The sequence below is a fragment of the Pseudomonas sp. genome (genome assembly GCF_030683065.1).
Lineage (GTDB): Bacteria > Pseudomonadota > Gammaproteobacteria > Pseudomonadales > Pseudomonadaceae > Aquipseudomonas.
In genome coordinates this window covers 39,278-58,083 of the sequence record NZ_JAUXMX010000024.1, presented here as the reverse complement: position 1 = coordinate 58,083, position 18,806 = coordinate 39,278, and the positions used below count along the sequence as shown (strand labels likewise).

Below are 18,806 nucleotides of genomic sequence, written 5' to 3'. Positions count from 1 at the left end.
TCCTCATGCCCCGTATCGGAACCCCATTGTCGCCGAGTGCGACGCGTGTCTTGCTCTGTGGTGCTGGTGAGCTGGGCAAGGAAGTGGTGATCGAGTTGCAGCGCCTCGGCGTTGAAGTAATCGCCGTGGACCGCTACGCCAATGCCCCAGCGATGCAGGTGGCGCACCGCAGTCATGTGATCGACATGCTTGATGGCGCGGCGTTGCGTGCGGTGATCGAGCTGGAGCAGCCGCAGTACATCGTTCCCGAAATCGAGGCAATTGCCACGGCGACGTTGGTTGAGTTGGAGAGCGAAGGGTTTACCGTTATCCCCAGCGCGCGTGCCGCGCAGTTGACCATGAACCGGGAGGGTATCCGTCGCCTTGCGGCCGAAGAGCTGGGCCTGCCGACATCGCCTTACCAATTCGCCGACTCGCTTGAGGCGTGCCAGGCGGCGGTGCAGCAGATCGGCTTTCCCTGCCTGATCAAGCCGATCATGAGTTCCTCTGGTAAAGGTCAGTCGCTGCTGAAAACCATCGATGACTTGCCGGCTGCCTGGGAGTATGCCCAGGCGGGTGGTCGCGCTGGCAAGGGACGGGTGATCGTTGAAGGGTTTATCGATTTCGACTATGAGATTGCCCTGCTGACCGTGCGGCATGCGGGCGGCACCAGCTTCTGCGCGCCAGTCGGCCATCGCCAGGTAAAGGGTGATTATCAGGAGTCCTGGCAGCCGCAGGCGATGAGCCCCAAGGCTCAGGCCGAGGCCGAGCGCATTGCGCTGGCCGTCACTGATTCGCTGGGTGGCCGTGGTCTGTTTGGCGTCGAGTTGTTCGTCAAGGGCGATCAGGTCTGGTTCTGCGAGGTGTCGCCGCGGCCGCATGATACCGGCCTGGTTACCCTGATTTCTCAGGATCTGTCCGAGTTTGCCCTGCATGCGCGGGCCATTCTCGGTCTGCCGATTCCGCTAATTCGCCAGCTTGGCCCCTCGGCTTCGGCGGTGCTGCTGGTGCAGGGTGAGTCGCGTCAGGTGAGCTTTTCCAATCTTGCTGTGGCGCTGGCCGAGCCGGACACGGCGCTGCGGTTGTTTGGCAAGCCGGAGGTCAGCGGGCAGCGGCGTCTGGGCGTGGCCCTGGCGCGCGATGAGTCGCTGCCGGCGGCGCGGGCCAAGGCAACTCGCGCAGCGCAGGCGGTCAGTATCGAGCTTTGAATCGCGTGCTTGCTTGTGCCTGGTGGCTGGCGGTGGTTGTGCTGTCGCCGGTGCTGGTACTGCAGGCCGTGCATACGCGCAGGCGGGCGCTAAGGCTGCCGCCCGCCGCGGGGCCACGGTGCGGATTGGCCGGGGCTGAGTTGCCGGGTGAGCCATTGCGTGTGCTGGTGCTAGGCGAGTCTACCGTGGTGGGTGTTGGAGTGACGTGTCTGCGCTCGGCCTTGGTGGGGCAGTTGGCCGAAGCGCTGGCCGTTCGCTATGCCAGGCCAGTGGCTTGGCGTGCCTGTGGTGAGAATGGCATCACCGCCGCACAGGCCTGTGAGCGGTTGTTGCCGCAGGTGCTTGATGAGCCGTTCGATCTGGCGCTGTTGGTCTTCGGCGTCAACGACACCACCCACCTGACTTCGCTGCGGCGCTGGCGTGTCTCGCTTGGCAGCATGGCTGGTGCGTTGGCTTTGCGGGGTGCTCAGGTGGCGTTCAGTGGTGTGCCGCCGCTACAGCATTTCAGTGCCTTGCCCTGGTTGTTGCGGCGTGTGCTAGGCCTGCGTGCGGCCTTGCTGGATGCTAGCCTGCGCCAGCTCGCGGGTTGCCTTGGGGCAGGTCATCACTCGGTAAGCCTGAAGTTTTCCGCAGATTACCTGGCACTCGACGGCTACCACCCATCAAGTCTCGGTTATCGGGTCTGGGCCGAAGGGCTGGTTGCTTGCGACCTGTTAGGTCGGTCCGCAGTTGCTGAGTGCGAGCCAGCATAGTGCAGGGGTCACTGGTCTGCTGGTGACTCGTTCGGCGCAGCAGCGCTGGTTTGCCAGACGCGTACACTTTTCACCCTATTTTCCGACGACTGTAGGATTTCCAGGCGATAAGGGCCGATTTTCAGGCATACGGCGCTGTCGGGAATACTTTCCAAGGCTTCGGTGATCAGGCCGTTGAGGGTTTTGGGGCCGTCGCAGGGCAGGTGCCAGCCGAGTGTCTTGTTCACTTCGCGCACGTAAGCGGCGCCGTCAATTACTTGAGTGCCATCTTCTTGCGGGTGAATGTCCGGGCTGCGCAGGGTGTTCTGATTGCTGAAGTCGCCGACGATTTCTTCGAGGATATCTTCCAGGGTGACGATACCGATCACATCGCCGTACTCATCGACAACAATACCGATACGGCGTTTCTGCTTCTGGAAGTTGATCAGTTGGGTCGAAAGCGGGGTGTTCTCCGGGATGAAATAGGGCTCGTTGCAGGCAGCGAGCAAGTCGTCCTTGGTCAGCTGGTTTTGGCTCATCAGGCGCGCTATCTGGCGCATGTGCACGATGCCCTCGACCTGATTTATATCGTGGCGAAAAACCGGCAGACGTGTGTGAGTCGTGGTGGTGAGCAGGTTGATGATAGTTTCGATGTCATCTTCCAGGTCGATGCCGGTGACTTCGTTGCGCGGGATCATGATGTCATCGACCGTGACATTTTCCAGATCGAGAATGCCCAGCAGCATGTTCTGGCGATTTTTCGGCAGCTCATGGCCCGACTCTCGGACCACGCTGCGCAGCTCTTCGGTGGTCAGGCTGTCGTTGTTTTTACTGGCCGGGTCGACGCCCAGCAGTCTCAGCAGGCCGTTGCTGATCCAGCCGAGCAGGATCACCAGCGGGTAGAACAGCTTGAGCAGAATCAGCAGCGGCAGGCTGAATGGGTAGGCGACTTTTTCCGGGTGCAGGGCGGCCAGGGTCTTGGGCGTGATCTCACCGAAAATCAGCAGTGCCAAGGTCAGGCCTATGGTGGCTATCGCGATCCCGGCTTCGCCCCAGATCTGAATGGCCAGCACGGTGGCAATGGCTGAGGCGAGGATGTTGACGAAGTTGTTGCCAATCAGGATGGTGCCGAGCAAGCGATCCGGGCGGCTCAGCAGGTCGCTGACCCGTTTGGCACCGCGGTGCCCTTCTTTGGCCAGATGGCGCAGACGGTACCGATTGAGGCTGAGGATGCCGGTTTCAGAGCTAGAGAAAAAAGCCGAGCAGGCGAGCAGGAAGATCAGCAGGCCAATCAGAAAGCCAGGGTGAGCGTTGTCCACGGAAAGGGCCTAGATATGTAGAATGAATTCGCGAACCAGCTTGCTGCCGAAGTACGCCAGCATCAGCAGGCAGAAGCCAACCAGCGTCAAGCGGATCGCCTTGTGTCCGCGCCAGCCGAGTTGAAAGCGGCCCCAAAGGAGAATGGCAAAGACGATCCAGGCAAAGCTGGAAAGGATGGTTTTATGCACAAGGTGCTGAGCAAACAGGTCGTCGATGAATATCGCGCCGGACAGCAAGGACAGCGACAGCATGATCCAGCCCGTCCAGAGAAAACCGAACAGCAGGCTCTCCATGGTTTGTAGCGGGGGGAAGTTTTTGATCAGTCCGGAGGGGTGTTTGTGCTTGAGTTGATGATCCTGCAGGAGCAGCAGTAGCGCCTGGAACACGGCGATAGTGAGCATGCCGTAGGCGATGATCGACAACAGAATGTGGGCGACGATGCCCTGGGCTTCGTTGATCGGCTGCAGGGTGCCGGATGGCACGAACTGCGCCAGCAACACGGTCAGACAGCCTAGCGGGAATAGCAGCAACAGCAGGTTTTCCACCGGGATGCGGATGCAGGCGAGCAAGGTCAGCATAATCACGGCATAAGCGATCAGGCTGGCTGCATTGAAGAAGTCGAGCGCCAGGCCGGATGATTGGCTCATCTGTAAAAACAGGCTGAGGCCATGACAGATCAGGGCAAGCACACCAAGTAGCGCCAGAAGGCGTTTGTCGGGTGCGTTGCGCTGACTGAGGCGCAGGCCTTGGTAGACGGTGGCGCCGGCATAAAGGCCGGCAGCAGCGAGGCTGGGAAGCAGAGGGTGCATAAATCCTTGTTAAGCAAGCCCGGAAGGTTCTGAGTGTGGCATACAACGGGCATTTCACGAAAGACTGCTGATGGTGTCGGTGGTTGGGAGTCTCCGATATAATCACCGGCTTGTTGCAAGCCCACCCTCGGCTCTATAGGAGCCTGAAAGGAACGTGCATGTTCGAAAATCTTACCGACCGCCTCTCGCAGACGCTGCGCAATGTCACCGGCAAAGCCCGGCTGACCGAAGACAATATCAAGGACACCTTGCGTGAAGTGCGCATGGCGTTGCTCGAAGCTGACGTCGCGCTACCGGTGGTCAAGGACTTCGTCAACAAGGTCAAGGACCGTGCAGTCGGCACCGAGGTGTCGAAAAGTCTGACGCCGGGCCAGGCCTTCGTGAAGATCGTGCGTGCCGAGCTGGAAGAGCTCATGGGCGCAGCCAACGAAGATCTGGCGCTGAGTGCCGTGCCGCCAGCCGTAGTGCTGATGGCCGGTCTGCAGGGTGCGGGCAAAACCACTACGGTCGGCAAGCTGGCGCGCTTCCTTAAAGAGCGCAAGAAGAAGACCGTGATGGTGGTGTCGGCTGACGTATACCGTCCGGCGGCGATCAAGCAGCTGGAAACCCTGGCCAATGATATTGGCGTGACCTTCTTCCCCTCCGACCTCAGTCAGAAGCCGGTGGATATCGCTGAGGCGGCGATCAAGGAAGCCAGGCTCAAGTTTATTGATGTGGTCATCGTCGATACCGCCGGTCGTCTGGCCATCGATACCGAGATGATGGCGGAGATCCAGGCGCTGCACGCTGCGATCAATCCGGTGGAAACCCTGTTCGTGGTCGATGCCATGACTGGTCAGGATGCCGCCAACACCGCCAAGGCCTTCGGTGATGCCTTGCCGCTGACAGGTGTAGTGCTGACCAAGGTTGATGGCGATGCGCGCGGTGGTGCGGCTCTGTCGGTGCGGCATATCACTGGCAAGCCGATTAAATTCATCGGCATGGGCGAGAAGAGCGATGCGCTGGAGCCGTTCCATCCGGATCGGATTGCCTCGCGCATTCTTGGTATGGGCGATGTGCTCAGCCTGATCGAGCAGGCCGAGCAGACCCTCGATCGCGAAAAAGCCGACAAGCTGACCAAGAAGCTGAAGAAGGGCAAGGGCTTTGACCTCGAAGACTTCCGCGACCAATTGCAGCAAATGAAGAATATGGGCGGTCTGGGCGGCCTGATGGACAAGTTGCCACAGATGGGTGGTGTCAATCTGGCGCAGATGGGCAATGCCCAAGGTGCTGCAGAGAAACAATTCCAGCAGATGGAAGCCATCATCAACTCGATGACGCCAGGCGAGCGACGTGATCCTGAGATCATCAGTGGCTCGCGCAAGCGACGCATTGCCATGGGGTCCGGCACTCAGGTGCAGGACATTGGGCGTCTGATCAAGCAGCACAAGCAGATGCAGAAGATGATGAAGAAATTCACGGCCAAAGGCGGCATGGCCAAGATGATGCGCGGCATGGGCGGTATGATGCCGGGCGGTATGCCGAAGATGTAACGTGAGCGGCAAGGCTGTAAGCCAGAGCGGTGAACGTGCCGCTTACTAGTTTGAGGCTTGCAGTTTGCCGGGGCTTTTCTCCTTCTCGGAAAAAGGCTTTGCAAAAGTACCGATAATCCTTAGAATATGCGGCCTTTCGGGCCTAGTGCCCTATGCTTGCATTTTCTAGTTTGCAGCACCGACTACAGGAAAGAAGTTCAATGGTAACCATCCGTCTTGCCCGTGGCGGCTCCAAAAAGCGCCCGTTCTACCATCTCACCGTGACCAACAGCCGCAACCCGCGCGATGGTCGTTTCGTTGAGCGTATTGGTTTCTTCAATCCGGTTGCTTCGGGTGCTGAAATCAAACTGTCCGTTGACCAAGAGCGTGCCACTTACTGGCTCGGTCAGGGTGCACAGCCGTCTGAGCGTGTTGCTCAGCTGCTCAAGGAAGCTGCTAAGGCTGCTGCCTAAGCAATCCTATGAGCATGACGCCAGCTCCCGCCGAGGACTTAGTGGTTCTTGGCAAGATTGTCTCGGTGCATGGCATAAAAGGCGAGGTGAAGGTTTTTTCCTTTACTGATCCTTTGACCAACGTGCTCGATTACCCTCGCTGGACGCTTAAGCGTGACAACGAGGTAAAGCAAGTCGAAGTGGCCAGTGGACGCCTGCAAGGCAAGGTCCTGGTAGCAAGGCTCAAAGGTCTCGATGATCGCGAAGTAGCACGTACATTCGCCGGTTTCGAGATTTGTGTGCCACGCAGCCAGTTACCTGATCTGAGCGAAGGCGAGTTCTACTGGTATCAGTTGGAAGGTCTCAAGGTTATCGATCAGGCAGGGCAGTTGCTCGGCAAGATCGACCATTTGTTCGAGACCGGTGCCAACGATGTGATTATGGTCAAACCCTGCACCGACAGCCTGGATGATCGTGAACGCTTGTTGCCCTATACGGAGCAATGCGTGTTGTCGATTGACCTTGGTGCTGGCGAAATGCGGGTCGACTGGGATGCGGACTTCTAAGCCTGATGCCAAATCTGCGCGTTGAAGTCATTACGCTGTTCCCGGAAATGTTTGCCGCAATCAGTGATTACGGCATCACCAGCCGCGCGGTGAAACAGGGCTTGCTGCAATTGACCTGTTGGAATCCGCGGAGCTACACCTTGGACCGTCACCACACTGTGGATGACCGGCCCTTTGGTGGCGGTCCGGGCATGGTGATGAAGATCAAGCCGCTTGAGGATGCCTTGCTCGATGCCAGGCAGGCCGCAGGTGTAAAAGCGAAGGTAATTTACCTTTCGCCGCAGGGTCGTCAGCTGACGCAGTCAGCCGTACGCGAATTGGCGAACGAGGAAGCTTTAATCCTCATTGCCGGGCGCTACGAAGGCGTCGATGAGCGTTTCATTGAAGCGCATGTCGATGAAGAATGGTCGATTGGGGATTACGTCCTGTCTGGCGGTGAGCTGCCGGCCATGGTGCTGATCGATGCGGTAACGCGCCTTTTGCCTGGTGCACTGGGTCATGCAAGTTCGGCTGAGGAGGACTCCTTTACGGATGGCCTGCTCGACTGCCCGCATTACACTCGTCCGGAGGTGTATGCGGATAAACGTGTTCCTGAGGTGCTGCTTGGCGGCAACCACGAACACATCCGGCGCTGGCGTTTGCAGCAGTCCCTCGGTCGGACCTGGGAACGCCGTGTCGATCTTCTGGATAGCCGCTCGCTTTCTGGGGAAGAGAAAAAGCTGCTGGAGGAATACATCCGCCAGCGGGACGATAGTTAATGTATCGATGATCGGCCAGACGGCTGGTCTTAGGAGCGCAGCATGACCAACAAGATCATTCAGCAAATCGAAGCTGAGCAGATGGGCAAAGTAGTCCCTCCCTTCTCCCCGGGCGACACCATCATCGTCCAGGTAAAAGTTAAGGAAGGCGACCGTGAGCGTCTGCAGGCATTCGAAGGCGTAGTAATTGCCAAGCGTAACCGTGGTCTGAACAGTGCGTTCACTGTTCGCAAGATCTCCAACGGTGTTGGCGTAGAGCGTACTTTCCAGACCTACAGCCCGCTGGTCGACAGCCTGGCCGTCAAGCGTCGCGGTGACGTACGTAAAGCCAAGTTGTACTACCTGCGTGATCTGTCCGGTAAGGCAGCACGTATCAAGGAAAAACTGGGCTAAGCCTCAGCTTCCTTACAAAAAGCAGCCTTCGGGCTGCTTTTTGCGTTTCTGGGGCTGGAGAAATTATGCCTTTGTCGGGCTGGGATTGGCCGGGCGCTGCATTTCTTCTTGCCTGGGCTGCGCTGGCAGCATTGTGAATGCTCGCCCGACCTGCTGTGGTCTGCCTTTGCGGGCATCTATGGTAGGCTGTCGCCACCTTTGTTTGTCCGACGCTCGTTAGGAGTATCCATGCGTGTGACCCGCATTTTTGCAGCCGTGGCCCTCGGCCTGGCCAGCAGCTTGAGCCTGGCCGCTGACCCCGATCAGGTTATCCGCCAGAGCCTGCAATCGATCCAGCCAGACCTGCCTATCGAAGCAATTGCCGAGAGTCAGATGCCTGGCCTGTATCAGATCCAGCTTAAGGGTGGCCGTCAGTTGTATGCCAGCGGCGACGGTCAGTTCCTTCTGCAGGGTTACCTGTTCCAGATCAAGGACGGCCAGGCTGTCAACTTGACTGAACTGCACGAAACCAAAGAAATTGCCAAAGAGATCAACAGTATTCCGGCCAAGGAAATGGTGATTTTCGCGGCGAAGCAGCCCAAGACCCACATTACCGTGTTCACCGATACCGATTGCGGCTACTGCCAAAAACTGCACAGCGAAGTTGCCGAGCTCAATCGCCTGGGCGTCGATGTCCGTTATGTAGCGTTCCCGCGTCAGGGCTTGCAAAGCAAGGTCTACACGGAAATGGTCAGTGTCTGGTGCGCCAAGGACCCCCATGCAGCGATGACGCAGGCCAAATTGCGCCAGCCCGTTGCCGAGGCCAAGTGCGACAATCCGGTGGCCAAGCAATACGCTCTGGGGCAGACGATCGGGGTTAGTGGTACGCCGGCCATCGTTTTAGCCAACGGCAAGCTGATACCCGGTTACCAGCCGGCGGCGCAACTGGCCAAGTTGGCGCTGGAAGCCAACTAATTTGCTGGGTTTGGACGATTGACTAATAAACAGCCGCTTCGTAAGGTGCGGCTCTTTTTTCTTTTCTGCGGCCGGAGCTAGCTCCGGCCGTTTTACGCAGTGCAGATGGGGAATTCAGTGTGAAACCGGTCAAAGTAGGCATCTGTGGGCTCGGTACCGTCGGTGGCGGTACGTTGAATGTACTCAAGCGTAACGCCGAGGAAATTACCCGGCGTGCAGGGCGTGGTATTGAAGTTGCCCAGATTGCCATTCGCTCGCCCAAGCCGCAGTACGACACGACCGGTATTAGCATGACCAGCGATGTTTTCGCGCTGGTGAACAACCCCGAGATCGACATCGTTATCGAGCTGATTGGCGGCTATACCCTGGCCAAGGAGCTGGTGCTTCAGGCCATCGACAACGGCAAGCACGTGGTCACCGCTAACAAGGCGCTGATCGCCGTGCATGGCAACGAAATCTTCGCCCGGGCGCGCGAGAAGGGCGTGATAGTGGCGTTCGAGGCGGCTGTTGCAGGCGGCATTCCAGTGATCAAGGCGATCCGCGAGGGGCTGGCAGCCAACCGCATCAACTGGCTGGCCGGGATCATCAACGGCACTGGCAACTTCATTCTCAGCGAAATGCGCGAGAAGGGCCGTGCCTTTGATGACGTCCTCAAGGAAGCCCAGGCCCTGGGTTATGCCGAGGCGGATCCGACCTTTGATGTCGAAGGCATCGACGCGGCGCATAAGCTGACCATTCTTGCGTCCATTGCGTTCGGCATTCCGCTGCAATTCGACAAGGCCTACACCGAAGGCATCACCAAGCTGACCACGGCTGACGTCAACTATGCCGAAGCGCTGGGCTATCGCATCAAGCACCTCGGCGTGGCGCGGCGCACTGACGCCGGTATCGAGTTGCGCGTGCACCCGACTCTGATCCCGGCCGACCGCCTGATCGCCAACGTCAACGGCGTGATGAACGCGGTGATGGTCAATGGTGACGCGGCAGGCTCGACCCTCTACTACGGTGCAGGCGCCGGCATGGAACCGACCGCTTCCTCGGTCATCGCCGACCTGGTCGACGTGGTTCGCGCCTTGACCACCGACCCGACCAATCGTGTGCCGCACCTGGCCTTCCAGCCGGATTCGCTGTCCGATCACCCGATTCTGCCGATCGCAGCGTGCGAGAGCGCCTACTACCTGCGTATCCAGGCCAAGGATCATCCCGGCGTGCTGGCTCAGGTGGCGAGCATCCTGTCGCAGCGCGGCATCAACATCGAGTCGATCATGCAGAAGGAAGCCGAAGAACATGACGGCCTGGTGCCGATGATCCTGGTCACCCACCGGGTAATCGAGGCGCGTATCGACGAGGCGCTGGCCGCCCTGGAAGCGCTTGACGATGTCGTCGGCAAAGTCATGCGTATCCGTGTTGAACAGTTGAACTAACCCCACAGCAGGCCGCACGCGCAGCAGGCGCGTGTGGCTTACCGCTTGCAGCTCAAACCGAAGGTTTGCCAAACATGCGCTATATCAGTACCCGCGGCCAGGCACCGGCCCTGAATTTCGAAGACGTTCTGCTGGCTGGCCTGGCCAGTGATGGCGGTCTCTATGTACCGGAAAACCTGCCACGTTTTACCCAGGAAGAAATCGCTTCCTGGGCTGGCTTGCCCTATCACGAGCTAGCGTTCCGGGTGATGCGCCCGTTCGTTACCGGCAGCATTCCGGATGCCGACTTCAAGAAGATTCTCGAAGAAACCTACTCGGTATTCGCCCACGGTTCAGTGGCGCCACTGCGTCAGTTGAACGGTAACGAGTGGGTGCTCGAACTGTTCCACGGCCCGACCCTGGCGTTCAAGGACTTCGCCCTGCAACTGCTCGGTCGTTTGCTTGATTATGTACTGGCCAAGCGCAACGAGCGTGTGGTCATCATGGGCGCCACCTCGGGTGACACCGGTTCGGCGGCCATCGAGGGGTGCAAGGCCTGCGACAACGTCGACATCTTCATCCTGCATCCGCACAACCGGGTGTCTGAGGTGCAGCGCCGGCAGATGACCACCATTCTCGGCGAGAACATCCACAACATCGCCGTTGAAGGTAACTTCGACGACTGCCAGGAGATGGTCAAGGACAGCTTTGCCGACCAGAGCTTCCTCAAAGGCACACGTCTGGTGGCGGTCAACTCGATCAACTGGGCGCGGATCATGGCCCAGACCGTCTACTACTTTCATGCGGCGCTGCAGCTTGGCGGTCCGGCTCGCTCCATTGCGTTCTCGGTGCCGACCGGTAACTTCGGCGACATCTTCGCCGGTTACCTGGCCCGCAACATGGGCTTGCCGATCAGCCAGCTGATCGTTGCGACCAATCGTAACGACATCCTGCATCGCTTCATGAGCGGCAATCAGTACGTCAAGGGCGGCCTGCACCCGACACTGTCGCCGTCTATGGACATCATGGTCTCGTCCAACTTCGAGCGCCTGTTGTTCGACCTGCACGGGCGTAACGGTGCGGCCGTTGCCGAACTGATGAGCACCTTTAAACAAGGCGGCGGTTTTAGCGTCGACGAAGACCGCTGGATCGAGGCGCGCAAGCTGTTCGATTCCCTTGCGGTTGACGATGCGCAGACCTGCGAAACCATCGCCGATGTGTTGGCCGAGTGTGGCGAGCTGCTCGACCCGCACACCGCCATCGGCGTGCGTGCGGCTCGCGAATGTCGCCGCAGCCTGGCCACGCCCATGGTGATCCTGGGTACTGCACACCCCGTGAAGTTCCCCGAGGCAGTGGAAAAGGCCGGCGTCGGCCAGGCTCCGGCACTGCCGCCGCACCTGGCTGACCTGTTCGAGCGCGAAGAGCGCTGCACGGTATTGGCTAATGACCTGAAAACGGTGCAGGGCTTTGTCACCCAGCACGGCAATCGCGGCAAGCCGCTCTAAGCCTAGGCGCTTAACTCAAGGCCGGTCACCGCAAGGTTGCCGGCCTTTTTCGTGGGCGTGGCTGCGGCCTCAGCCAGCCAGCAGCAGGTAGGCCAAGACCATGATGACGATCAGGCCCAGCCAGATCAGCGCATTGAGCTTGCTGAAGGCAACAACCCCAGCGCCGCGCAGGCGAATCGGTGGGTTTTCCTCCAGGTAGCGGTTGATTCGTTCTTCGGCTTCTTGCGCACTTATTTTTTGGTCTGCCTGCAGCAGTTCGATGGCATCTGCGCGCCTGTCCTGCTGCAAAACCAGCATTACGTCTTTTGGAAGTCTTGGTGCATTGGCAAGCATGCTCTGCTCCTGACTGGGGTCAAATGGCGCCGTTGCGACGCAGTTCGGCAATAGCCTCACGTGTGTAGCCTAACGCAGTGAGCACTGGCTCGGTGTGTTCGCCCAGTTGCGGCCCGGTCCACTCGACCCCACCCGGGGTGTCGGACAGCTTAGGCACGATGCCGGGCATCTTGAACGGCTTGCCATCCGGCAGCGTGGCGCTGAGGAACATCTCGCGCGCCAGGTATTGCGGGTCGCTGAACATGTCTTCGGCGCTGAAGATGCGGCTGGCAGGTACTTCGGCCTGGGTCAGGGTCGTCAGCACCTGCTGCAGCGGCAGTGAGCCAACCCAGCGGTCGATCACCCCGTACAGCTCGTCGCGGCGCGCATCGCGGCCGTCGTTGCTGGTCAAGGTAGGGTCGTCGGCCAGGTCATGGCGGTCGATGGCCTGCATGAAGCGCTTGAAGATCGCATCGCCGTTGGCGCCGATCTGGATGTGTTTGCCGTCGTGGCTGGTGTGGATCGAGGACGGGGTGATGCCGGGCATGATATTACCGCTGCGCTCGCGGATGAAACCGAACACGTCGAACTCCGGCACTATGCTTTCCATCATCGCGAAGATCGCTTCATACAGCGCCACGTCGACCACCTGGCCCTGGCCGCCGTTGACCTCGCGGTGCCGCAGCGCCATCAATGCACCGATCACACCCCACAGCGCGGCAATTGAATCGCCGATGGAGATTCCAGTGCGCACCGGTGGGCGGTCCTCGAAGCCGGTGATATAGCGCAGCCCGCCCATGGCTTCACCCACCGCGCCGAAGCCCGGCTGGTCCTTCATTGGCCCGCTCTGGCCGAAGCCGGACAGGCGCACCATCACCAGCTTGGGGTTGAGTGCGTGCAATACGTCCCAGCCCAGGCCGAGTTTTTCCAGTACCCCAGGGCGAAAGTTTTCGATCAGGATGTCAGCGCCTGCCAGGAGTTTTTTCAGTGCCTCCAGCCCTTGGGCATGCTTGAGGTTGAGGGTGATCGACTGTTTATTGCGTGCCTGCACGAACCACCATAAAGAAGTGCCTTCATACAGCTTGCGCCACTTGCGCAGTGGGTCGCCGCCGTCTGGCGATTCGACCTTGATTACCTCGGCACCGAATTCGGCGCAGATACGTGCGGCGAAGGGGCCGGCAATCAGGCTGCCGAGTTCGATCACTTTCAGGCCGGCGAGGGGTTTGCTGGGCAGGCTCATGGGGCGTCCATCTATCTGGGGATGGTCGCGACTCTAACGTGAGTGGAGCGGCATCGGGTAGACTTGCCAGCTATTTGCCCAGTCAAGAAGCCCCCATGGCCCAGCCGTCCACCACCTACAAGATCGATCTGAACCTCACCGACATCGACCGCAGCATCTATCAAAGCCTGCGTTTCACTGTGGCCAAGCACCCGTCAGAAACCGAAGAACGCCTGGCCGCACGGTTGATTGGCTATGCGCTGTTCTATCACGAGCACCTGGCGTTCGGTCGCGGCCTGTCGGACGTGGACGAGCCGGCGTTGTGGGAGAAGAGCCTGGATGGTCGGGTGCTGCACTGGATCGAGGTCGGTCAGCCGGATAGCGACCGCATGACCTGGTGTTCGCGCCGTACCGAAAAATTCAGCCTGGTCGCCTACGGCAATCTGCGCGTGTGGCAGGCCAAGGCGCTTGATCCGGTGCGCAGCCTGAAGAACATCAATGTGGTGGCGCTGGACCAGGAGGCCCTGGCCAGCCTGGCCCTCGACATGCCGCGCGCGCTGAGCTGGAGCGTGATGATCAGTGATGGCGAGCTGTTCGTCACCGACGAGCGCGGTCAGCATGAAGTGCCCATCGAGTGGCTGATCGGCCAGCGCTGAAACCTGTTTCAACGCTGTTGCGCTTGGTTATGCGGCGTTAAAAGCTGGCTCGGAATGCTCATTTACAGCCGTAAACTCCGCTTCCTCGCCAGCTTTTGCCTTGCCTAACCTGCGCTCACGACGCGTTGAGAACAGGTTTTATTGCCGTGGGGCGGGTGCAACCCGCCAAGCAAGGAACCCGGCGGGTTGCACCCGCCCTACACGAAAAAGAATGAACATGCGCATTGAAGCCCGCCCGCTACCCGCCATCCTGCCCGATCTGGGCAATCTGCCGCCGCTGTTGACCCGTCTGTATGCCGCCCGTGGCGTGCAGTCGGTGGCCGAGTTGGACAAGGGCCTGGCGCGTCTGCTGCCCTATCAGCAGCTCAAGGGCATTGAGGCGGCGGTCGAACTGCTGGTGCAGGGGCTGGAACAAGGCCAACGCATGCTGATCGTCGGTGACTTCGACGCCGATGGCGCCACCGCCAGCACGGTGGGCATGCTCGGTTTGCGCATGCTCGGCGCGGCCCACGTCGACTATCTGGTGCCGAACCGGTTCGAGTATGGCTACGGCCTGACCCCGGAAATCGTCGCAGTAGCGCTGCAGCGCCAGCCGCAGTTGCTGATTACCGTGGACAACGGTATCTCCAGCGTCGAAGGCGTGGCGGCAGCCAAGGCGGCGGGGCTGACGGTGCTGGTCACCGACCACCACTTGCCGGGAGCCGAGCTGCCGGCAGCGGATGCCATCGTCAATCCCAATCAGCTGGGCTGCGAGTTCCCGAGCAAGGCGATGGCCGGGGTCGGGGTGATTTTCTATGTGCTGCTGGCGTTGCGTGCGCGCTTGCGTGAGCTGAGCTGGTTCAACGCTCAGCGTCCGGAGCCGAATCTGGCCGAGCTGCTCGACCTGGTGGCGCTGGGCAGCGTCGCCGACGTGGTGCCGCTGGATGCCAATAACCGCATTCTGGTTCATCAGGGCCTGGCGCGGATTCGTGCCGGCCGTGCAAGGCCGGGCCTGCGCGCCATTCTCGACGTGGCGGGACGCCAGCCGGAGCGCATCACCTCCACCGACCTGGGCTTTATCATAGGCCCGCGCCTGAATGCGGCCGGGCGTCTGGACGACATGAGTCTGGGGATCGAGTGCCTGCTCTGCGAAGATCAAGCCCTGGCCCGCGACATGGCGGTGGAGCTGGATCAGCTCAACCAGGACCGCAAGGCCATCGAGCAGGGCATGCAGCGCGAGGCCCTGGCCCAGCTCAAGGACCTGCCGCTGGAAGACATGCCGTTCGGCTTGTGCCTGTTCGACGCGGATTGGCACCAGGGTGTGATCGGCATTCTCGCTTCGCGCATGAAGGAGCGTTACCACCGGCCGACCATCGCCTTTGCTGATGCCGGCGACGGCGTGCTCAAGGGCTCGGCGCGCTCGGTGCCGGGCTTTCATATTCGTGATGCGCTGGATGCTGTTGCCGCCAGGCATCCGCAGCTGATCAGCAAGTTCGGCGGTCACGCCATGGCGGCGGGCTTGTCCCTGCCTGAGGCCAACTTCGGTGCCTTTGCCGCGGCCTTCGATGCCGAGGTGCGGCGCCAGCTTGATGAAGATGACCTGACCGGGCGCCTGCTATCCGACGGCAGCTTGTCGGTCGAAGAGTTTCACCTGCCTCTGGCCAAGGAACTGCGCAATGCCGGCCCTTGGGGCCAGCACTTCCCCGAGCCGTTGTTCCATGGCGTGTTCCAGGTGGTGCAGCAGCGTCTGGTCGGCGACAAACACCTCAAAATGGTGCTGAAGACCGAATGCGGCGGCCAGACTCTGGACGGTATCGCCTTCAATGTAGATCGCGAAATCTGGCCCAACCCCACTGTGCGCTGGGTCGAGGCGGCCTACAAACTCGACGTCAACGAATTCCGCGGTCGGGAAAGCGTGCAGCTGATGGTGGCGCACCTGGCGCCACGTTGAGGTGTCGCCCGCTGCCTGCCAGTGGGGCGGCCGTCCGCCAACGTTTGTGCTGCGCCGATGAATTCTGCTGCACTGCTTGCGGCGAGTAGCACCCTACGGATTGCGGATTGCTCAAGGTCATCTGCAGCCTGCTGGGCGTGGCTGCAGTCGTACGTCGGCTAACTGATTGGGCGAGGCATTTTTGCCGCTCGGCAGCGTGAAAAACCCTGCAATATCTCGACGCAATCCTTCGGCAATTGCGGGGATTTTCGATTTACTCTGGCGGTCATATTTTCACTTTGTCTACCTAGGAGACGTGTTGATGAATACGCGTGGTTTGCTCGATCAGCTACTCAAATCCGGCCAGGATTTGCTGCAAAACAAGGCTGGACAGAACCCCGGCAAGGGCTCCGCTGCGGGTGGTTTAGGCGGTTTGTTGTCAGGTGGGGCTGCGGGTGGGTTGGGTAGCCTGCTGTCCGGTGCCGGTGGCGGCGCTTTGGCGGGCGGCGCCATGGGTTTGCTGCTGGGTAACAAGAGCGCCCGCAAGCTGGGCGGCAAGGCGCTGACCTATGGCGGCCTGGCTGCGCTCGGGGTGATTGCCTACAAGGCTTACGGCAATTGGCAAGCGCAGCAGGCACAAGCACCGCAGGGCGAACCGCAAACCCTCGACCGCTTGCCGGCGCCGCAGGTCGAAGTGCATAGCCAGGGCATTCTCAAGGCGTTGGTGGCCGCAGCCAAGGCGGACGGGCATGTCGATGCGCGTGAGCGTCAACTCATCGAAGGCGAGTTGGCCAAGTTGACCAATGACGCCGAGTTGCAGCGCTGGCTTGAGGCCGAGCTCAACAAACCGCTCGATCCAGCCGACGTGGCGCGCGCGGCGACCAGTCCGGAAATGGCTGCCGAGATGTATATCGCCAGCGTGCTGATGGTCGATGAGGAGCACTTCATGGAGCGCGCCTACCTGGAAGAACTGGCCCGTCAGCTCAAGCTCGACCCTGCGCTGAAAAGTGAGCTGGAAGCCCAGGTGCGCGTGGAGCTGAACGCCGGCTGAAATGCGCCCCTGTAGCCGGATGCCATCCGGGGCAGCGCCCTTTCCTGGCGCATCGTCCCTGGATTTCATCCAGGCTACGAGAGCGGTGCAGGTTGGATGGGGGCGTGTAGCTGACGCCTTTTGCATCCGCCATCGCTATTGGTGGATGAAAAAGGCGTCATCCACCCTACGATTCCGCAGACCTTGCATACGAACATAGGATCTACAGCTCTACAGCTGAATCCATCTCAGACCAAAAGACCATACTGCTCGGCTAGCCGGGCGGCTAGGCTGTTTTCTTTCGAACAGCAATGGCTAGAGCGAGGTCGCCGATGCAGCAACTCGATGACAGTTACGACTACCTGATCGTCGGTGCCGGGCCGGCCGGTTGCCTGTTGGCCAATCGACTGTCGGCAGACCCTGCGGTGCGGGTGTTGCTGCTGGAGGCGGGCGGGCGTGACAACTACCCCTGGATTCATATCCCGGTCGGCTACCTGTATTGCATTGGCAACCCGCGTACCGACTGGTGCTATGAAACCGAGGCCGAGCCCGGGTTGAACGGGCGTGCGTTGAAATACCCGCGGGGCCGCGTGCTCGGCGGCAGCTCGTCAATCAACGGCATGATCTACATGCGCGGCCAGGCCCGCGACTACGATGCTTGGGCGGCGGCGGGCAATCCGGGCTGGGCCTGGGGTGATGTGTTGCCGCTATTCAAGCGCACGGAGAACCATTTCGCCGGCAGCAGCGAGGTGCATGGCGCGGCAGGCGAGTGGCGGGTCGAGCGCCAGCGTCTGTCCTGGCAGGTGCTGGAGGCCTTCCGTCAGGCGGCTGGGCAGAGCGGTATTGCCAGTATCGAAGATTTCAACGCGGGCGATAACGAGGGTTGCAGCTACTTTCAGGTCAATCAGCGCCGTGGCGTGCGCTGGAATGCATCGAAAGCCTTCCTGCGCGATATTCGCCAGCGCCCCAATCTGCGCGTAGTGACCGATGCCGAGGTGCAGCGAGTAATTCTTGCAGGGGGCCGGGCCGACGCGCTGAGTTTGCGCTGGCAGGGCAGTGAGCGGCTGATCCGCGCGCGCCGTGAGATCATTCTGTGTGCTGGCTCGATCGGCACGCCAGCGTTGTTGCAGCGCTCGGGGATCGGCCCGCGTCCGCTATTGCAGCGCCTCGGCATCGCCGTGCAGCATGAGCTGGCCGGTGTGGGCGAGAACCTGCAGGATCACCTGCAACTGCGCCTGATCTACCAGGTTAGCGGTGTACCGACCCTCAACCAGATCGCCGGCAGCTTGTGGGGCAAATTGGGTATGGGCCTGGAGTATCTGCTCAAACGTAGCGGCCCGTTGGCCATGGCGCCGAGCCAGTTGGGCGCGTTCGCCCGTTCCAGTGCCGAGCAGCCGTCGGCCAACCTGCAATACCATGTGCAGCCGCTGTCGCTGGAACGTTTTGGCGAGCCGCTGCACAGCTTCCCTGCCTTCACCGCTTCGGTGTGCAACCTGCGTCCGTACAGTCGTGGCAAGGTCGAAATCCGCTCGTTGGACGCTGCGCAGGCGCCGTTGATCCAGCCCAATTACCTGAGTGATGAACGCGATCTGCGGGTGGCCGCCGACGCCATTCGCCTGACCCGACGCATCGTTGCCGCGCCGGCACTGGCGGCATTCAAGCCCGAGGAATACAAACCGGGGCCGAGTTACCAGAGCCAGGAAGACCTGCAGCGGGCGGCGGGGGAGATCGGTACCACGATTTTCCACCCGGTCGGCACCTGCAAGATGGGCCAGGGGCGGGATGCGGTGGTCGATGCGCAACTGCGTGTGCACGGCGTGCCGGGGCTGCGCATCGCCGATGCCTCGGTCATGCCCACCATCGTTTCCGGCAACACCTGTTCGCCGGTGCTGATGATCGCCGAGAAAGCCGCCGAACTGATCCTCACACCGCCGTCCCGCTCAGGGGCGACGGTAGCGCTGCCGGTGGGCGAGGGTGTTGCTGGCTGAGCAATGACGAGCCTGCCGTTTGGCCAATCGTGGGGGCGCAGGCTGCCAGAGTTACTGCGATTACGGTATACTCGCCGGCTTTTCCGAAAGTTTCACCTGCGAG

General features: G+C 60.6%; 18 protein-coding genes. 14 read left to right on the top strand and 4 right to left on the bottom strand.

Features of this window, described 5'->3' with window-relative positions:
• The first annotated feature begins 5 nt into the window (after window positions 1–5).
• Together purT and Q8K09_RS05510 are read left to right on the top strand one after the other, a co-directional pair.
• The gene (gene purT / locus Q8K09_RS05515; RefSeq protein WP_305253982.1) at window positions 6–1,187 is read left to right on the top strand and encodes a formate-dependent phosphoribosylglycinamide formyltransferase; all 1,182 of its coding nucleotides are present in this window, start codon (window positions 6–8) and stop codon (window positions 1,185–1,187) included.
• The gene (locus Q8K09_RS05510) at window positions 1,184–1,939 is read left to right on the top strand and encodes an SGNH/GDSL hydrolase family protein (protein ID WP_305253981.1); all 756 of its coding nucleotides are present in this window, start codon (window positions 1,184–1,186) and stop codon (window positions 1,937–1,939) included. Before purT ends, Q8K09_RS05510 begins: the two co-directional genes overlap by 4 nt.
• Window positions 1,940–1,947: 8 nt before the next feature.
• On the opposite strand, the gene Q8K09_RS05505 is transcribed toward Q8K09_RS05510, so the two are convergent.
• Window positions 1,948–3,237, bottom strand: a complete 1,290-nt coding sequence (locus Q8K09_RS05505) for an HlyC/CorC family transporter (RefSeq protein ID WP_305253980.1) — start codon at window positions 3,235–3,237, stop codon at window positions 1,948–1,950.
• 9 nt (window positions 3,238–3,246) lie between these two features.
• Window positions 3,247–4,047 carry an inner membrane protein YpjD gene (locus Q8K09_RS05500; protein ID WP_305253979.1) on the bottom strand — a complete coding sequence of 267 codons (801 nt, stop codon included), beginning with the start codon at window positions 4,045–4,047 and terminating at the stop codon, window positions 3,247–3,249.
• Between the two features lie 158 nt (window positions 4,048–4,205).
• On the opposite strand from Q8K09_RS05500, the gene ffh reads away from it, so the two are divergent.
• The 8 genes from ffh to thrC all read left to right on the top strand — a co-directional run bounded on the left by ffh (window position 4,206) and on the right by thrC (window position 11,589).
• Window positions 4,206–5,579, top strand: coding sequence for a signal recognition particle protein (gene ffh / locus Q8K09_RS05495; RefSeq protein ID WP_304864572.1), 1,374 nt, complete (start codon window positions 4,206–4,208; stop codon window positions 5,577–5,579).
• Between the two features lie 200 nt (window positions 5,580–5,779).
• Entirely contained in the window at window positions 5,780–6,031 is a 252-nt protein-coding gene (rpsP, locus tag Q8K09_RS05490) for a 30S ribosomal protein S16 (RefSeq protein ID WP_305253978.1), read from the top strand.
• 8 nt (window positions 6,032–6,039) lie between these two features.
• Window positions 6,040–6,576 carry a ribosome maturation factor RimM gene (gene rimM, locus Q8K09_RS05485; RefSeq protein WP_305253977.1) on the top strand — a complete coding sequence of 179 codons (537 nt, stop codon included), beginning with the start codon at window positions 6,040–6,042 and terminating at the stop codon, window positions 6,574–6,576.
• 5 nt (window positions 6,577–6,581) lie between these two features.
• A complete protein-coding gene (gene trmD / locus Q8K09_RS05480; RefSeq protein WP_304864566.1) occupies window positions 6,582–7,334 on the top strand; it encodes a tRNA (guanosine(37)-N1)-methyltransferase TrmD in 753 nt (250 codons plus the stop codon).
• 42 nt (window positions 7,335–7,376) lie between these two features.
• Window positions 7,377–7,727: a 50S ribosomal protein L19 gene (gene rplS / locus Q8K09_RS05475; RefSeq protein ID WP_304864565.1), complete on the top strand. Its 351-nt coding sequence runs from the start codon at window positions 7,377–7,379 to the stop codon at window positions 7,725–7,727.
• 228 nt (window positions 7,728–7,955) lie between these two features.
• Window positions 7,956–8,681, top strand: coding sequence for a DsbC family protein (locus tag Q8K09_RS05470; protein ID WP_305253976.1), 726 nt, complete (start codon window positions 7,956–7,958; stop codon window positions 8,679–8,681).
• Between the two features lie 119 nt (window positions 8,682–8,800).
• Window positions 8,801–10,105 carry a homoserine dehydrogenase gene (locus Q8K09_RS05465; RefSeq protein WP_305253975.1) on the top strand — a complete coding sequence of 435 codons (1,305 nt, stop codon included), beginning with the start codon at window positions 8,801–8,803 and terminating at the stop codon, window positions 10,103–10,105.
• 74 nt (window positions 10,106–10,179) lie between these two features.
• The gene (thrC, locus tag Q8K09_RS05460) at window positions 10,180–11,589 is read left to right on the top strand and encodes a threonine synthase (protein ID WP_305253974.1); all 1,410 of its coding nucleotides are present in this window, start codon (window positions 10,180–10,182) and stop codon (window positions 11,587–11,589) included.
• Window positions 11,590–11,658: 69 nt separating this feature from the next.
• Here thrC and Q8K09_RS05455 read toward each other — a convergent pair whose 3' ends face one another.
• Window positions 11,659–11,922: a hypothetical protein gene (locus tag Q8K09_RS05455; protein WP_305253973.1), complete on the bottom strand. Its 264-nt coding sequence runs from the start codon at window positions 11,920–11,922 to the stop codon at window positions 11,659–11,661.
• Between the two features lie 19 nt (window positions 11,923–11,941).
• Window positions 11,942–13,141, bottom strand: a complete 1,200-nt coding sequence (locus Q8K09_RS05450; protein ID WP_305253972.1) for a CaiB/BaiF CoA-transferase family protein — start codon at window positions 13,139–13,141, stop codon at window positions 11,942–11,944.
• Between the two features lie 95 nt (window positions 13,142–13,236).
• On the opposite strand from Q8K09_RS05450, the gene Q8K09_RS05445 reads away from it, so the two are divergent.
• From Q8K09_RS05445 to Q8K09_RS05430, 4 genes are all read left to right on the top strand, one after another.
• Window positions 13,237–13,776: a YaeQ family protein gene (locus Q8K09_RS05445; RefSeq protein WP_305253971.1), complete on the top strand. Its 540-nt coding sequence runs from the start codon at window positions 13,237–13,239 to the stop codon at window positions 13,774–13,776.
• Window positions 13,777–13,993: 217 nt separating this feature from the next.
• Window positions 13,994–15,706 carry a single-stranded-DNA-specific exonuclease RecJ gene (recJ, locus tag Q8K09_RS05440; protein WP_305253970.1) on the top strand — a complete coding sequence of 571 codons (1,713 nt, stop codon included), beginning with the start codon at window positions 13,994–13,996 and terminating at the stop codon, window positions 15,704–15,706.
• 301 nt (window positions 15,707–16,007) lie between these two features.
• Window positions 16,008–16,736, top strand: a complete 729-nt coding sequence (locus tag Q8K09_RS05435; RefSeq protein WP_304864547.1) for a tellurite resistance TerB family protein — start codon at window positions 16,008–16,010, stop codon at window positions 16,734–16,736.
• A gap of 311 nt (window positions 16,737–17,047) precedes the next feature.
• Complete coding sequence (locus Q8K09_RS05430; protein ID WP_305253969.1) at window positions 17,048–18,703, top strand: GMC family oxidoreductase; 1,656 nt, start codon at window positions 17,048–17,050, stop codon at window positions 18,701–18,703.
• The last annotated feature ends 103 nt before the right edge of the window (window positions 18,704–18,806 follow it).

Excerpts from the sequence above, each read along its gene's own strand:
- rpsP (WP_305253978.1), top strand. The coding sequence starts at position 5,780 with ATGGTAACCATCCGTCTTGCCCGTGGCGGCTCCAAAAAGCGCCCGTTC.
- trmD (WP_304864566.1), top strand. The coding sequence starts at position 6,582 with ATGCCAAATCTGCGCGTTGAAGTCATTACGCTGTTCCCGGAAATGTTT.
- Q8K09_RS05455 (WP_305253973.1), bottom strand. The coding sequence starts at position 11,922 with ATGCTTGCCAATGCACCAAGACTTCCAAAAGACGTAATGCTGGTTTTG.
- Q8K09_RS05470 (WP_305253976.1), top strand. The coding sequence starts at position 7,956 with ATGCGTGTGACCCGCATTTTTGCAGCCGTGGCCCTCGGCCTGGCCAGC.
- thrC (WP_305253974.1), top strand. The coding sequence starts at position 10,180 with ATGCGCTATATCAGTACCCGCGGCCAGGCACCGGCCCTGAATTTCGAA.
- rplS (WP_304864565.1), top strand. The coding sequence starts at position 7,377 with ATGACCAACAAGATCATTCAGCAAATCGAAGCTGAGCAGATGGGCAAA.
- Q8K09_RS05450 (WP_305253972.1), bottom strand. The coding sequence starts at position 13,141 with ATGAGCCTGCCCAGCAAACCCCTCGCCGGCCTGAAAGTGATCGAACTC.
- ffh (WP_304864572.1), top strand. The coding sequence starts at position 4,206 with ATGTTCGAAAATCTTACCGACCGCCTCTCGCAGACGCTGCGCAATGTC.
- Q8K09_RS05435 (WP_304864547.1), top strand. The coding sequence starts at position 16,008 with ATGAATACGCGTGGTTTGCTCGATCAGCTACTCAAATCCGGCCAGGAT.
- Q8K09_RS05500 (WP_305253979.1), bottom strand. The coding sequence starts at position 4,047 with ATGCACCCTCTGCTTCCCAGCCTCGCTGCTGCCGGCCTTTATGCCGGC.
- purT (WP_305253982.1), top strand. The coding sequence starts at position 6 with ATGCCCCGTATCGGAACCCCATTGTCGCCGAGTGCGACGCGTGTCTTG.
- Q8K09_RS05445 (WP_305253971.1), top strand. The coding sequence starts at position 13,237 with ATGGCCCAGCCGTCCACCACCTACAAGATCGATCTGAACCTCACCGAC.
- rimM (WP_305253977.1), top strand. The coding sequence starts at position 6,040 with ATGAGCATGACGCCAGCTCCCGCCGAGGACTTAGTGGTTCTTGGCAAG.
- Q8K09_RS05430 (WP_305253969.1), top strand. The coding sequence starts at position 17,048 with ATGCAGCAACTCGATGACAGTTACGACTACCTGATCGTCGGTGCCGGG.
- recJ (WP_305253970.1), top strand. The coding sequence starts at position 13,994 with ATGCGCATTGAAGCCCGCCCGCTACCCGCCATCCTGCCCGATCTGGGC.